The organism is uncultured Shimia sp. (assembly GCF_913054185.1).
GTDB lineage: Bacteria > Pseudomonadota > Alphaproteobacteria > Rhodobacterales > Rhodobacteraceae > Shimia.
On the sequence record NZ_CAJXIV010000002.1, the window covers coordinates 25,246 to 40,098 of the forward strand.

10 protein-coding genes and 1 tRNA gene are annotated in these 14,853 nt (G+C 56.8%); 6 read left to right on the forward strand and 5 right to left on the reverse strand.

The features are described from left to right. Nucleotides 1–2 precede the first annotated feature (2 nt). The gene (gene guaB, locus QZ517_RS00720; RefSeq protein ID WP_294220439.1) at nt 3–1,451 is read right to left on the reverse strand and encodes an IMP dehydrogenase; all 1,449 of its coding nucleotides are present in this window, start codon (nt 1,449–1,451) and stop codon (nt 3–5) included. Between the two features lie 273 nt (nt 1,452–1,724). Between guaB and QZ517_RS00725 the strand changes: the two genes are divergently transcribed. Both QZ517_RS00725 and QZ517_RS00730 read left to right on the forward strand, forming a co-directional pair. Beyond that, nucleotides 1,725–3,764, forward strand: coding sequence for an ASKHA domain-containing protein (locus tag QZ517_RS00725; protein ID WP_294220443.1), 2,040 nt, complete (start codon nt 1,725–1,727; stop codon nt 3,762–3,764). A gap of 50 nt (nt 3,765–3,814) precedes the next feature. After that, nucleotides 3,815–3,888 (forward strand) — tRNA-Gly (locus QZ517_RS00730). An 89-nt stretch (nt 3,889–3,977) separates the two neighbouring features. Here the strand turns inward: QZ517_RS00730 and pgi are convergent. From pgi to zwf, 3 genes are read right to left on the reverse strand one after another with little or no spacing between them, the layout of a single operon-like run. Beyond that, nucleotides 3,978–5,579 (reverse strand): glucose-6-phosphate isomerase, encoded by a 1,602-nt coding sequence (pgi, locus tag QZ517_RS00735; protein WP_294220448.1) that lies wholly within the window; start codon nt 5,577–5,579, stop codon nt 3,978–3,980. A gap of 6 nt (nt 5,580–5,585) precedes the next feature. Next, entirely contained in the window at nt 5,586–6,257 is a 672-nt protein-coding gene (gene pgl, locus QZ517_RS00740) for a 6-phosphogluconolactonase (RefSeq protein WP_294220450.1), read from the reverse strand. Then, complete coding sequence (zwf, locus tag QZ517_RS00745) at nt 6,254–7,708, reverse strand: glucose-6-phosphate dehydrogenase (protein ID WP_294220453.1); 1,455 nt, start codon at nt 7,706–7,708, stop codon at nt 6,254–6,256. The genes pgl and zwf overlap by 4 nt, the downstream gene beginning before the upstream one ends. Before the next feature lie 182 nt (nt 7,709–7,890). On the opposite strand from zwf, the gene QZ517_RS00750 reads away from it, so the two are divergent. Further along, complete coding sequence (locus QZ517_RS00750) at nt 7,891–8,832, forward strand: radical SAM protein (protein ID WP_294220456.1); 942 nt, start codon at nt 7,891–7,893, stop codon at nt 8,830–8,832. 11 nt (nt 8,833–8,843) lie between these two features. Here QZ517_RS00750 and QZ517_RS00755 read toward each other — a convergent pair whose 3' ends face one another. Further along, entirely contained in the window at nt 8,844–9,584 is a 741-nt protein-coding gene (locus tag QZ517_RS00755; protein ID WP_294220460.1) for a hypothetical protein, read from the reverse strand. Nucleotides 9,585–9,834: 250 nt separating this feature from the next. On the opposite strand from QZ517_RS00755, the gene gyrA reads away from it, so the two are divergent. The 3 genes from gyrA (at nt 9,835) to QZ517_RS00770 (ending at nt 14,797) form a co-directional block, all read left to right on the forward strand. Continuing rightward, nucleotides 9,835–12,570, forward strand: coding sequence for a DNA gyrase subunit A (gene gyrA / locus QZ517_RS00760; RefSeq protein WP_294220463.1), 2,736 nt, complete (start codon nt 9,835–9,837; stop codon nt 12,568–12,570). A 142-nt stretch (nt 12,571–12,712) separates the two neighbouring features. After that, entirely contained in the window at nt 12,713–14,302 is a 1,590-nt protein-coding gene (locus tag QZ517_RS00765; protein ID WP_294220466.1) for a YARHG domain-containing protein, read from the forward strand. 132 nt (nt 14,303–14,434) lie between these two features. Beyond that, nucleotides 14,435–14,797, forward strand: coding sequence for a hypothetical protein (locus QZ517_RS00770; RefSeq protein WP_294220470.1), 363 nt, complete (start codon nt 14,435–14,437; stop codon nt 14,795–14,797). Nucleotides 14,798–14,853 lie beyond the last annotated feature (56 nt).

The following is a 14,853-nucleotide window of genomic DNA, read 5'->3' on the forward strand; positions in this document are numbered from 1 at the left end:
GGTTAGCCAATCCGGTAGTTCGGACTTTCACGGGTGATCTGAACGTCATGCACATGGCTTTCTTTCAATCCGGCACCGGTGATCCTCACAAACTTACAGTTCTTGCGCATCTCGGCTACGGTCGCGTTTCCAGTGTAGCCCATCGCCGCACGCAGACCGCCTACCAACTGGTGCACAACTGTGCCCGCAGGGCCTTTGTAAGGCACCTGCCCTTCGATGCCTTCCGGCACCAATTTGTCGCTCGCGGCATCCTTTTGGAAATAGCGATCCGCAGAGCCGCGCGCCATCGCGCCAAGCGAGCCCATACCACGATAAGACTTAAACGACCGGCCTTGATACAGGATCACCTCGCCCGGGCTTTCGTCGGTGCCCGCAATCATCGAGCCAACCATGGCGCAGGACGCACCGGCCGCAATGGCCTTGGCAAAGTCGCCAGAGAACTTGATGCCGCCATCCGCAATCACCGGCACATCGCCCGCAGCCTTTGCGCAATCGTCAATCGCGGTCAGCTGCGGCACACCAACACCAGCCACCATACGTGTGGTACAGATCGAACCCGGCCCGATACCCACTTTCACGGCGTCTGCTCCGGCGTCAATCAGCGCTTTGGTAGCCTCACCAGTGGCAACATTGCCGGCAATCACTTGAACGGAATTGGACAGGCTCTTAACCCGCTTCACTGCGTCAATCACACCTTGAGAGTGCCCATGGGCTGTGTCGATCACCACAATGTCCACACCTGCATCAATCAGCATCTCAGACCGGGCAAAGCCACTGTCGCCGACCGAGGAGGCCGCAGCCACCCGCAGGCGGCCCAGATCGTCTTTACAGGCTGTTGGGTTCAAAACCGCTTGCTCGGTGTCTTTCAAAGTCAGCAAACCGGTGAGCTTGCCCGTGCCATCATGTACCAGCAGTTTCTCGATCCGACGCGCCCGCATCAGGCTCTTGGCCTCTTCCAGATCCGCAGGCTCTTGCAGCATCGCCAGATCCGCTGTGGTCATCATGGCATGTACCGGCGTGTCATCGGACTGAGCAAACCGCATATCGCGATTGGTGACGATGCCCACCACGCGCCCTTGCTCGTCCACAACAGGGAAACCAGTAAAGCGATAGCGCTCGATCAACGCTTTGGCATCTGCCAATGTTTGGTTTGGGGTCAGTGTCACAGGGTTGTAGACAATGCCGCTTTCAAACCGCTTCACTCGACGCACTTCGCGCGCTTGCGTTTCGGCATCAAGGTTCTTGTGAATCACCCCCATGCCACCGGCCTGCGCCATGGCAATCGCCATGCGGCTTTCGGTGACCGTGTCCATGGCCGAACTCAGCAGAGGAATGTTGAGATCGATGGATTTTGTGACCTTCGTGCGCGTGTCTGCCGTAGACGGCAAAACAACCGACGCAGCCGGAACCAGTAGAACATCATCGAAGGTGAGTGCCTCACGAATCTCCATCGCAAATCTCCTTTTGCGGGGCTTCATTTGGCACGTCCCTATCGCATGGCCTTGATCTGTGGAAAACCCCTAATCGCCCCCATTTACCGCTTCTGACGCCTTCGCGACGCAAATACTTTAGCCGCATGTGCTACGCGTGCGTTTTCTGACCTAACGGTCAACTTTTCAGTCTCTCTTTGCCGCCCATAGACCACCCCATGCCGCTCCTTGCCTTTCTCGGTAAATTTCGGCAGCTATGCTGCCAGCCAAGCGAACAGACTTAAGGCCTTCTCGATGAGCAGCGACCCATTAGTGATCTTCACCCCTTCCGGCAAACGTGGCCATTTTCCAGTAGGCACACCCGTTCTGACAGCCGCCCGCCAATTGGGCGTTGATCTGGACAGCGTCTGTGGTGGCCGCGGCGTCTGCTCCAAATGCCAGATTACGCCCTCTTACGGCGAGTTCCCCAAACACGGTGTGACCGTCTCTGAAGACGCCCTGTCAGACTGGAACGCGGTAGAGCAACGCTACGACGACAAACGCGGCCTGACCAAAGGCCGCCGCCTTGGCTGTCAGGCCACTGTGCAAGGTGACATCGTCATCGACGTGCCGCCGGAAAGCCAGGTGCACAAACAGGTGGTGCGCAAACGCGCCGAGGTGCGCGACATCACTCTGAACTCCACCGTGCACCTGACCTATGTCGAGGTCGAAGAACCCGACATGCACAAGCCCTCCGGTGACTTGGAGCGTCTGCTCACTGCTTTAAAAGCCGCCACCGGCCACGCGGAAATCTCGGTGGACACCCATCTCCTGCGCCCGCTGCAACCGATCCTGCGCAAAGGCAAGTGGTCTGTCACCGCCGCGATCCACCAAGACCACACCGGTGCCCCGCCCCGTCTGATTGCGCTCTGGCCCGGTTATTTCGAAGGCCCCGTCTTTGGTCTCGCGGTCGACCTCGGCTCAACCACCATCGCCGGCCACCTTTGTGATCTGACCTCCGGCGAAGTTGTCGCCTCGTCTGGCCTGATGAACCCACAAATCCGCTTTGGGGAAGATCTGATGAGCCGCGTCAGCTACGCCATGATGAACAAGGGCGGCGATCTGGAGATGACCGCTGCGGTGCGCGACGGCCTCAACCAACTGGTCGTCGACATTGCCAAAGACGCCAATATCGCGCCAACTCAGATCCTCGACGCCGTCTTTGTGATGAACCCGGTGATGCATCACCTGTTCCTTGGCATTGACCCGTTTGAGTTGGGCCAGGCTCCTTTTGCACTGGCAACGTCCGACGCGCTCTCCCTGCCCGCATCCGAGCTTGGCCTCAACATCGCCCTAGGCACTCGCGCTTATTTGCTGCCCTGTATCGCAGGCCACGTGGGCGCAGACGCCGCCGGTGTGGCACTTTCCGAAGCGCCAGACAAATCAGAAGACCTTGCACTGGTGGTTGATGTGGGCACCAACGCGGAAATTCTGCTGGGCGACAAGAACGGCGTGCTCGCCTGCTCTTCCCCAACCGGCCCCGCCTTTGAAGGCGCACAGATCAGCGCTGGCCAACGCGCAGCGCCCGGCGCCATCGAACGTGTGGAAATCGACCCGGTTACCAAAGAACCACGTTTCTGCGTCATTGGCAGTGATCTCTGGTCAGATGACAACAGCTTCGCCGCCGCCATCGCGGGCACCGGCATCACTGGCATCTGTGGCTCCGGGATCATCGAAGTGATTGCCGAAATGCGCCTCGCGGGAATCGTGGATGCCTCCGGTCTTATCGGCTCAGCGGAGCAAACCGGTACATCCCGCTGCTTTGCCGACGGACGCACCAATTCCTACACGCTTTGGGAAGGTGACGCCGACCAAAAACCCATCACCGTCACCAACTCTGACATTCGTGCCATTCAGATGGCCAAAGCCGCGCTTTACTCCGGCGCCCGCTTGCTGATGGACAAACGTGGCGTTGACCAAGTTGACCGTGTGGTGCTCGCAGGCGCCTTTGGTGCACATATCTCCACCAAACACGCCATGGTGCTGGGCATGATCCCGGATTGCCCCTTTGACAAAGTCACCTCAGCAGGCAACGCCGCTGGCACCGGTGCCCGCATCGCTCTATTGAACAAAGACGCGCGTTCTGAAATCGAAACCCTCGTGCGCAAAATCGAGAAAATCGAAACCGCCGTGGAACCGCGCTTCCAGGAGCATTTTGTGAACGCTTCAGCATTGCCAAACTCCGCCGATCCTTTTCCGATCCTGCGCGAGGTTGTCGATCTACCCGAAGTAAGTTTCAACACCGGCGGTGGCGATGGGTCCGGTGGCGGTCGTCGTCGCCGTCGTCGCGGCTAGCCAAATCCCGCTTGACCCTCCCGCAACGCTGCCCTACCAACAGGCGTGCTGCGGGTATGGTGAAAAGGTATCACACGAGCTTCCCAAGCTCTTGTTACGGGTTCGATTCCCGTTACCCGCTCCACAAAATCAATCACTTACAGATCCACCTTAACACAAAACGCCGCATCCCATTGGAACACGGCGCTGTTGTTTTTTGCAGGGACACAAAGCTCAGTCGCGCATGCTCAGAATGTGATCGAGCAAGGCCACCGTGGAGGCACTTGATCCCTCCGGCGCGCCTTTGCCTTCCATCGCAGGCACCAAACCGTTGGCCAGCTCTTTTCCCAGCTCCACGCCCCATTGGTCGTAAGAGTTGATGCCATAGATCACCCCTTCGACAAACACGCGATGCTCATACATCGCCACAATCTGGCCAAGCACATAAGGCGTCAGGCGTGGATAAACCAAAGTGGTCGACGGGCGGTTGCCGGTAAACACGCGGTGCTTCGCCAGCTGCTCCAACTTGGCGCCGGACACGCCTTTTTCTTCCAGCTGCGCCCGCGCTTCCGCCTCAGTACGCCCCTTAAGCAAAGCTTCCGATTGCGCCAAGCAGTTTGCCACCAAAGCGCGATGGTGCTCACCCAAGGCAGGCTCATGCCCTTCGGCCCCAACCAGAAATTCACAGGGGACAACTTCCTGCCCCTGATGGATCAACTGGTAAAACGCATGCTGCCCATTGGTGCCAGGTTCCCCCCAGACCACCGGCCCTGCAACGCGATCCAGCGGGCTGCCATCCAAGGCCACGCCTTTACCGTTGCTCTCCATCTCAAGCTGTTGAAGATAGGCCGGCAACCGCGCCAACCGCTGCTCATAAGGCAGCACAGCACGTGTGGCATGGCCACAGACCTGCTGGTTCCAAATCCCGATCAAGGCCAACAGCACCGGCAAGTTGTCTTCAAACGGCGCGTCACAGAAGTGCCGGTCCATCGCCTGACCACCCTCAAGGAAGCTCTCAAACGCTTTAGGACCAATCGACAGCATCAGTGAGAAACCAATTGGCCCCCACACCGAATAGCGCCCACCAACCCAATCCTCAAAGCCAAACACCCGCTCCGCCGGAATACCAAACAGCGCGCACTTATCCACGGCAGAAGAGATCGCGACAAATCTCTCCAACGCGTCAGGCCCACCGGCCCAGGCCATAACCGAACGCGCATTCATCAAAGTTTCCTGCGTGCCAAAAGTTTTGGACGCCACAATCACCAACGTGCTGTCCGGGTCCAATCCCGCAAGCGTATCGGTGACGTCCGCACCATCCACATTGGAAATAAAGTGGCACTTTGGCCCATCACCATAAGGCGCCAGTGCCATGAAGGCCATCAAAGGTCCAAGATCAGACCCACCAATGCCGATGTTCACCACATCGGTGATGCGTTTGCCATTGCCCGGAAAACTGCCATCACGCACCGCGCTGGCGAGCTTGGCCATGCGAGTACGTGTCTCGCGAACCTCAGGCAGCACATCCTGCCCATCGACAACAAGCGGGGCGTCTCCCAGGTTACGCAGCGCCGTGTGCAACACCGCGCGGTCTTCTGTTACGTTGATTTTTTCGCCAGCAAACATCGCCGCCCGCTTGGCCGCCACGCCTGCAGCCTCCGCCAAACGGATCAACGCCGCCTTGGCCTCTGCATCAATCAACGTTTTGCTGTAATCAAACAGCAACCCATCTGTCTTCAGGCTAAAATCCAGTGCCCGCGCGTCATCGACTTCAAATAATGCCGAGATCTGTCGCGTCTCCGCGCTGTCACGCAGCCCGCCCAATTCAGTCCACATACCCAATCACTCCGTCCAATGCACTTCTGCGCCGCTGGAAATAGCTTTGATCGGCGCCTCTTCTTTTGGCAGTTTCTGGGCTGCTTGCAAAGCGTCACGCTTGTCCGCGCCCTTGATCAAGATGTGTTTGCGCACCGCCGCATCCAATACGCGCGCAGACAAAGTGATACGCACATCCGGCAAATCTTCGCGCCGGATTGGAACCAACACAGAGGCATCCGACGCCAGCGCCGCTGCCAGCCCGTCTGCACCCGGGAACAGCGACGCTGTATGCATATCCGCCCCCATGCCCAGCAACGCCACATCCACCGGCAGCGCACCCAAAATTGTGGTTTCCAGTTCGGCCAGCACGTCCTCAGGTATTTCCGCGGGCGCATAAAGCGGCAAATACCGCGCCGCCACAGCCCGGTTGGTCAACAAACGTGACTTCACCAGCGCAGAGTTAGAACGCTCGTGATCCTCCGGCACCCATCGCTCATCGGTCAAGATCACGTCCATGCGGTCCCAGTCCAAATCGACCGCACTCAACGCATCAAAAATTGGCCCCGGCGTCGTGCCGCCCGGCACGGCCAGAACCACACGGTCCTTGTTGTGCAGCGCCTCCGCCAGGTCATCCGCCAGCACGCTGGCGACATCCATCGCCATCATTTCCGCATCAGGGTAGGTGTTGAAGTTCATTTGCCTAATCCTCTCCAGTTTCGCCCGTCCCGGCGCATCATCAAAGCCGCGTCATCCGGCCCAAAGGAAAACGAGTCATAAGGTTTTGGCACATCGCCCCGCGCTTCCCAGCCGCGAATGATCGGATCGGTCCAGGCCCAGGCCGCCTCCACCTCATCATCGCGCATGAACAGCGTTTGATTGCCACGGATCACATCCATGATAAGCCGCTCATAAGCATCAGCCGCACCCGCGCCTGTTGGCCCCAGCGCCTCGGCAAAACTCATGTCCAAAGGCACATCCACAAGCCGCATGCCACCGGGTCCAGGCTCCTTGATAGTTACCTTTAATGTAATACCTTCATTGGGTTGCAGCTGAATGTTCAACTCATTTCTGTGTCGTCCAGCGTCATCGCCAAAGATCGAGTGCGGTGTGTCTTTGAACATCACAGTGATCTCACTGTCGCGTTCCGACAACCGTTTTCCTGTGCGCAAATAGAATGGCGTCCCCGCCCATCGCCAGTTGTTCACTTGGCATTTTAAGGCCACAAAACTCTCTGTTTTCGACCGCGGATTGTCCACATCCTCACGATAGCTGTCCGCCCCGTCGGCAGCAGTGTACTGTCCTCGGACAATATGATGTGGTGCAACCGTATCCAACGCGCGGATCACCTTAAGCTTCTCGTCGCGCACCGCATCCGGCTCAAATTGTGATGGTGGCTCCATCGCAATCAGGCATAGGAGCTGCATCAAATGGTTCTGCACCATATCGCGCATGGCACCGGAGCGTTCGTAATACTCGCCTCGCCCCGCCACCCCAACGCTCTCCGCGACGGTGATCTGAATGTGGTCGATGTATTGCGCATTCCACAACGGCTCAAACAGCATATTGCCAAAGCGCACAGCCATAAGGTTCTGTACGGTCTCTTTGCCGAGATAATGATCAATCCGGTAGATTTGGCTCTCGTCAAAATACTGCGCCAGTTCGTGATTCAATTTCTGTGCCGTCTCCAGATCATGACCAAACGGCTTTTCAACCACAATGCGCGTGTCCGCCTCAGTCAGCCCAGGCCGTTTCAGCCCCTTGGCCAAATCCGAGTAAACTCCTGGCCCAACAGAAAAGTAGAACGCGCGCACAGACCCTTCGTTGAGCAGAGCCGCCAACTCCCCCCAACCGCCTTCTCCGCGAGCGTCCACCGCAACATAATGCAAATGATCACAGAACCCAGACACGGCTGTCACATCCTGCGCAGCATCCCCAGCAAACTCGCGCAGCGCCTCGGCCACAGACGCACGATACTGCGCTTCCGTCAATTCGCGTCGGGCCGCGCCAATCACCTGACTGCCTTCGGGCATCTGCCCGGAGCAATACCGCTTGAACAATGCAGGTAAAATCTTCCGCCGCGCCAGGTCACCGGTCCCACCAAAGACCACAAGATCAAACGTTTCCACGGGAATGATGCGAGAAACCATCGGGCCTCTTTCCTTATTGGCTGTCCGGATTTCACCGGAAAATCGTTAGCGCTAACGCCGTCATAACACCGCCACTCTAACATCACAACCACACATCACAACTGTGTCACACGCGGTGTCGCCGCTTTACTTGCCATTATGTATTTGACTAGTACCAACAGACCACAAGACATGGCAGGCACATGAAAGATCACGCAAATATTGGGAAGTTCAACGATCCCTACATTACCGCCAAAGGCGACACCCGTGCCCATGTGGCCCTCACCGATCCGCAAACGCTCTGGTTCAACACCGGCACGTTGTGCAACATCGAATGTGAGAATTGCTACATCCTGTCGTCTCCCACCAATGACGCGTTGGCGTACCTGACAGCCGACGAAGTCTCCGACTACCTAGACCAACTTGAAGCGCGTGAATGGAAGGTGCGTGAAATAGCCTTCACAGGCGGCGAGCCTTTTATGAACCCTGAGATGAACGAAATGACCCGCCGGTCGCTGGAACGCGGCTATGAAGTGCTCATTCTCACCAACGCAATGCAACCCATGCAGCGTAAACGTGTTAGCGCAGGGCTGCTTAAACTGGCCCAAGACTTTCCGGGCAAATTGACGCTACGGATTTCCGTTGATCACTGGTCTGCCGAAATGCACGACAAAGAGCGTGGCAAAGGCACCTTTGACCGCACACTGGACGGCATGCGCTGGCTGCGCGACAACAACATCCAAATGGCCGTCGCGGGCCGCACTATGTGGGATGAAACAGAAGCGACGTCGCGCACCGGATACGCCGATCTCTACGCCAAAGAAAACTTTAAGATAGACGCCTCAAACCCTGGAAAAACTGTACTTTTTCCCGAAATGGACGAAGAGGTCGAAGTGCCCGAAATCACCGTCGACTGCTGGGGCATTCTGAACAAGTCCTCCGATGAAGTGATGTGCGCCAGCTCCCGCATGGTGGTCAAACACAAGGGCGCAAAAACGCCCTCGGTAATTGCTTGCACGCTCCTGCCATACGATCCGCAGTTTGACCTCGGCGCCACCCTGGAAGAAGCCGAGAAACCGGTGCAGCTAAACCACCCGCATTGCGCCAAATTTTGCGTTTTGGGTGGCGCCTCTTGCTCCGCCTAAATCTACTTGGATCAATTCAATTCGGGCGAATGCCAGTACTTTGTGCCCTCTAAGCTGCCATTCACACGCCACCGGTCCTTGTCGAGAACAAAGACCGACTGACCCTGGGTGAACCGCACCTCGTCCGCGCTTTTGTCATCGCCAACCTGCGCGCCACCGCCCGCCGTGGCGTCATATCCGTTAACAACAAACCGTTCAAAATCCGCTGGGGTTTCGAACAGGATCACAAATTGCGTGGCGAAGCCACCAATGCCCAGACTGGCCCCCAGCCCCCCGGTGCCCATATTCAAATATGTGCGTGCGCCGGTGTCTTTGGCCACGGCCACACCACGCCCATATCCGGTGGTCACAGGGAAGACAGTCACCTTACGGCTATCAAACGCCGCATAACCTGCGCTATCATGATACAGCGCATCCGCCTCCGGGTTCTGCGCAAGCAGCACTGCCATTATTTCGTCTGACATGGCGTCCAGCCGCGCCCTGGTGGCCTCCGGTGTTTCTTCATTGGACAGCAGCTCATCCGTTGACGAAATTGCCTCCCCAACGCTGTTCACACCTTTTTCCACGGTGTTGCCAACCGCATTCGCGCCTTTTCCTATGGCCTCCCCAGTGGCGGTCACACCTTCGCCAATGGCTTCACCTGTAGTTTCAGCGCCCTGTTTGATCTTGTCCCAAAGCCCTTGCGCTTCTGACGGACCAGCTAAATTGACTACGATCACTCCAACCGCCAAAACTTGCCATTTCACCCACATATATGCCTCCACAAACGCCCAATTTCCACGGCTCGAATAAAGCACAAAGCCAGCAGACACATCACCCCTGCGTCACCACTGGGCAATACTCCGCCGTATTTGTCCAAATTCCTCCGATTCTTCAGTCCATTATGCCAATTACACTGCGAACAGCTCTGCAACTCTCACACCACCATTGCACCCTACATGATGCCTCTGATATAAGCATTCCAACAACATATGGACCGCCAATTAGAAGCGAGACTGGGACTTGAGCGACACGCCGGAAACCCCTGAAAACGAAGAAGAAACCACACACGAACGGATGTTCCACGACGGTCCTTCTGTGTCGATCGAAGAAGAGATGAGCGCCAGCTACCTCGACTACGCCATGAGCGTGATCGTCAGCCGCGCCATTCCGGACCTACGGGACGGCCTCAAACCAGTGCACCGTCGCATCCTGTATGCCATGCACGAAACGGGCAACAGCCACGACAAGTCGTACCGCAAATCGGCCCGTCCTGTTGGCGACGTGATGGGTAAATACCACCCACACGGCGACTCCGCGATTTATGATGCCTTGGTGCGTATGGCCCAGGATTTCTCCATGTCTTTGCCGCTTCTGGACGGCCAGGGCAACTTCGGCTCGATGGACGGCGATAACCCGGCAGCGATGCGTTACACCGAAGTGCGCATGGACAAACCCGCCGCCGCTTTGCTGTCCGACATCGACAAGGATACCGTTGATTTTCAAGACAACTACGATGGCAAGGACCAGGAACCAACCGTTCTGCCCGCGCGTTTCCCTAACATGCTGGTCAACGGCGCAGGTGGTATTGCGGTGGGTATGGCCACCAACATTCCGCCACACAACCTGGGCGAAGTCATCGACGCCACTCTGGCGCTGATCGAAGATCCCGACCTCACCTCTGAACAGCTGATCGACTATGTGCCCGGTCCCGACTTTCCAACTGGCGGCATCATGCTGGGCCGGTCCGGTGCCCGCAAGGCTTACCTCGAAGGTCGCGGCAGTGTTGTCATCCGCTCTAAGACACGTGTTGAGGAAATCCGCAAAGACCGCTACGCGATTGTCATTGATGAGATCCCTTATCAGGTGAACAAGGCGGCGATGATCGAGAAAATCGCCGAAGCCGCGCGGGACAAACGGATCGAAGGCATTGCCCACGTTCAGGATGAATCTGACCGTGACGGCGTGCGTGTTGTGGTGGAGCTGAAACGTGACGCCACCGCCGAAGTGGTGCTGAACCAACTGTTCCGATTCACCCCGATGCAAACCTATTTTGGTTGCAACATGCTGGCCCTGAATGGCGGTCGCCCAGAACAGCTCACCCTGCGCCGTTTCCTGACCTCCTTTATTGATTTCCGCGAAGAAGTGGTGGCCCGCCGCACCGCGTACATGCTGCGCAAAGCGCGTGAACGCAGCCACATTTTGTGTGGCTTGGCGGTTGCAGTCACCAACGTTGACGAAGTGGTTGCCACCATCCGCGCCTCTGCTGATGCAGCCGAAGCGCGTGAAAAGCTGATGACCCGCCGCTGGCCTGCGGAAAGCATCGCCGCTTACATCAAGTTGATTGATGATCCGACCCACACTATGAACGACGACGGCACCTATAACCTGTCAGAAATTCAGGCCCGCGCCATCTTGGAGTTGCGCCTTCAGCGGCTGACCCAAATTGGGGTAACAGAGGTCACAGATGAACTTGAAGAACTGGCCCGTAAGATCAAGGAATATCTGGAGATTCTTGGGTCACGCGAGCGCATCATGGGCATCATCGGCGACGAGCTGCGTGAGGTACGTGAAAACTTCGCCGTGGATCGCCGCACAGAGATTGTCGACTGGTCTGGCGACATGGACGACGAAGACCTGATTGAACGCGAAGACATGGTGGTGACCGTGACCTCTGGTGGCTACATCAAACGCACACCGCTTGCTGACTTCCGCGCCCAGAAGCGCGGCGGCAAAGGCATCTCGGGCATGCAAACCAAAGAAGAAGATGTGGTCACCACCCTCTTTGTGGCCAACACCCACACGCAGCTCTTGTTCTTCACCACAGATGGCATGGCCTACAAGCTGAAGACATGGCGTTTGCCCTTGGGTGGTCGCACGGCCAAAGGCAAAGCGATTGTGAACATCCTGCCGATCCCATCAGGGGTATCGATTGCAGCGATCATGCCAGTTGACCGTCCCGAGGACGAATGGAACGATCTTCAGATCATGTTTGCCACATCTGCGGGCTCTGTGCGTCGCAACCGCCTGTCAGATTTCACCAATGTGAAATCCAACGGCAAAATTGCGATGAAGTTTGAAGACGACAACGCCGACACCAAGCTGATCAATGCCCGCATCTGTACCGAGGAAGACGATGTGATGCTTGTGACCAACTCTGGCCGCGCAATCCGCTTCCCAACCACCGAAGTGCGGGTGTTCAACTCGCGCTCCTCTGTGGGTGTGCGCGGTATCCGCCTCAACGGCGACGATGAAGTGGTCTCCATGTCAGTGATCCGCCACTTCCGCGCCGAAAGCGAAGAACGCGCCGCCTATTTGAAACGGCGTCGCGCCGTAGCCGGACTGGCTGACGACGTGAACGAGGATGACGAAGCACTTGCTGGGGAATTGAACCAAGAGCGCTACGCAGAAATGTCAGCAGCTGAAAACCTAATCCTCACGATCACCTCGGGTGGCGCAGGCAAACTCAGCTCCAGCCATGACTACCCGGTCCGTGGTCGCGGTGGCCAAGGTGTGGCTGCTATGGACAAGGCCATGCGCGGTGGTGAACTGGTCGCGTCTTTCCCCGTGGAAATGGGTGATCAGATCATGCTGGCCACCTCCAAAGGTCAATCGATCCGCGTACCCGTTGATGGCATCTCCTTCCGCTCCCGCTCAGCAGGCGGCGTTAAGGTGTTCAACACTGGCAAAGGTGAAGAAGTGGTTTCTGTGGCCTGGATCGCCGAGCAAGATGAAGAAGAGGTCGCCAGCGAAGAGTAACGCTGCCCGACACCAAACCTCAAACGGCCTCGCATTTATTGCGGGGCCGTTTTGATTTCGGCCCAAGTTGTCAAAATCATTGCATTATTTCCTGCCGTGTGCCCTGCTTTAACTCAACACAAATCAACACGGCACTCACATAATGCACCTAACCAAAGTCTATCTCCTACTGCACGTTCCCTCAGCCTTTGCAATTGCGATGAGCGCCATATTCACTGTTCCTGCGTCCGAAACTTTCGCCGCGACAATCACGCTCAACACCAATGAACTGTCGATCGACGCCGAATACGGAGATGCCATTGAGGCTCAAGAACTGACCGGAAAATACGCCAACTGCACTTTGCTTTATGAAGGTGGTGTGGCGCGTGGGGACCTGCAAAAATTCCACGCTTTGTACAGCTATGATGGCGAAGGATTTTCCAACAACTTGCCTGAAGGCGCCACGCTCTGCCTTAACAGCCCGGGCGGCGACCTCTATGAATCGCTTGTCATCGTGGACTTCCTACGGGACATCTTTGCTGATCTACAAACCTACGTCGCTGATGACGATCTTTGCGCCTCAGCCTGCTCAAACCTGTTTCTCTCCGGCGCCCACACCTTCGAAGGGGAAAGCTATGAGACCTTTGCCATGCGCGCCATCGCGCCTACGGCCCTCCTCGGCGTACACGCCCCGCGCATCGTTTTGCCAAATGACGGCGAAACCTACGACGCAGACGAAGTGGCCGCCGTGTATGACGAAGCCATTCGGGATTCCTCACTTCTGTTTGCCTTTGCGCAAAAGGTCGATGACGAAAACACCCCCTACCTGACGCCCTACTTGTATGCGCGTAGCATCGAAACACCGCCACATGACATGTATTATGTCGACACTGTTGGGGACGCGATCTTTGCCAATATCCCTGTGACAGGCATTTCCTACGATGTGGAACTAAGCCCAGACCTGATCGACACCATATGTGACAATGTTTTTCTGCTCGATGACGGAGCTTTCAGCTGGGCATTTGCGCCAACGTGGAAACCCCATCCTTTGGCCTCCATTTCGGAGATGTATTTCGAGTTCGCGCAAATTCTCGAGCTTGAGGCCCACGAAAACCAAGCAGAAGACGGTCCGTTTTATACGTCATCCCTCAACATTGAGCAAAACAATGGCGCCATCTACGGCTATCGACGAGGCTACCGCACCGGTGGCCCTTATGGAGCCGAAGATTGCCTTGTCCGCCTGCCCTCGTCAGAGCAGATCGGCGCAGAGACCAGCTTTGGCTCAGCCCGCATCGCATGGGACGCGCGAGACAGCCATGCAATCGAGGTGCGCATTGGCACGCAACACCCGCGCAGCGAATACGCCGAACCAGAGGCACCCCACGTCAAATCACCACACGACTACTGGAATGTCTTGAGTGCGGACGACGAAAACCAACTGCACACCTACCCGGCGCTAATGCTCTTCGCTTTGGGCCGCCCCCTCAGCGATTTACCTCGGATCGTTGAAATGAAAACCGAAACCGAGGAAGTTGCCGCGATCGACGACACTGAAGCCGACATTCTGACCTGCGGCGACCTTTGGTACATGCGGAATCGGATTTTCCACGAAAACGGCTACTGCTTTGGCTCTGAACGCGGCATTTCCACCTTTGGCAACGCGGAATGCTTCACCAAGTCACCTACCCTTTCAGAAGCAGACACGGCCTTCATGAACGCCATCAAATTGGCCGAAAAAGACCTCGACTGCTAGTTCTCACGCCAGTCCTCTGAAGGGGCGCACAGCCCCTTCACAAACACGCACTTGATCAAAGACAAACACATCACCGCTCCCCTCCGCTAAAATGAGGCAAACCTTGGAAACGCAAAAATCCCGGAGACCGTGATGAAAACACCCGCCATCCTCCTGACCTTCGCACTCAGCGCCGCCCCTCATTTTGCTCTGGCAGAGACAACATTGATCGACGCTGGCGCTGCCCACGCGGCTCTAAGCGGCATACATTACACCTGCGACTTAGGCGAAATGAAATTCGACATGATTTTCAAAGAGGTAGAAGTGACCTCAAATGTATTTCCCTACGAGTTTCGAGCTGGTGAACGGGCCTCTGACGATGCCTACATCCTGACAGGTGCTGGCGAAATCCACCTGCAAAGCGCAAACGAAATCCGCTTCCTCACACTCGACAAAGGCACGCTTGGCATTGCCAAAACACTGGACGGTCGCGCCGCCACCTGCGTGCCAAAGTAACACCTTGGCCTGTTTCTTCTTGCCATAAGTATCCAAACAAAAGGGACGCCAAAGCG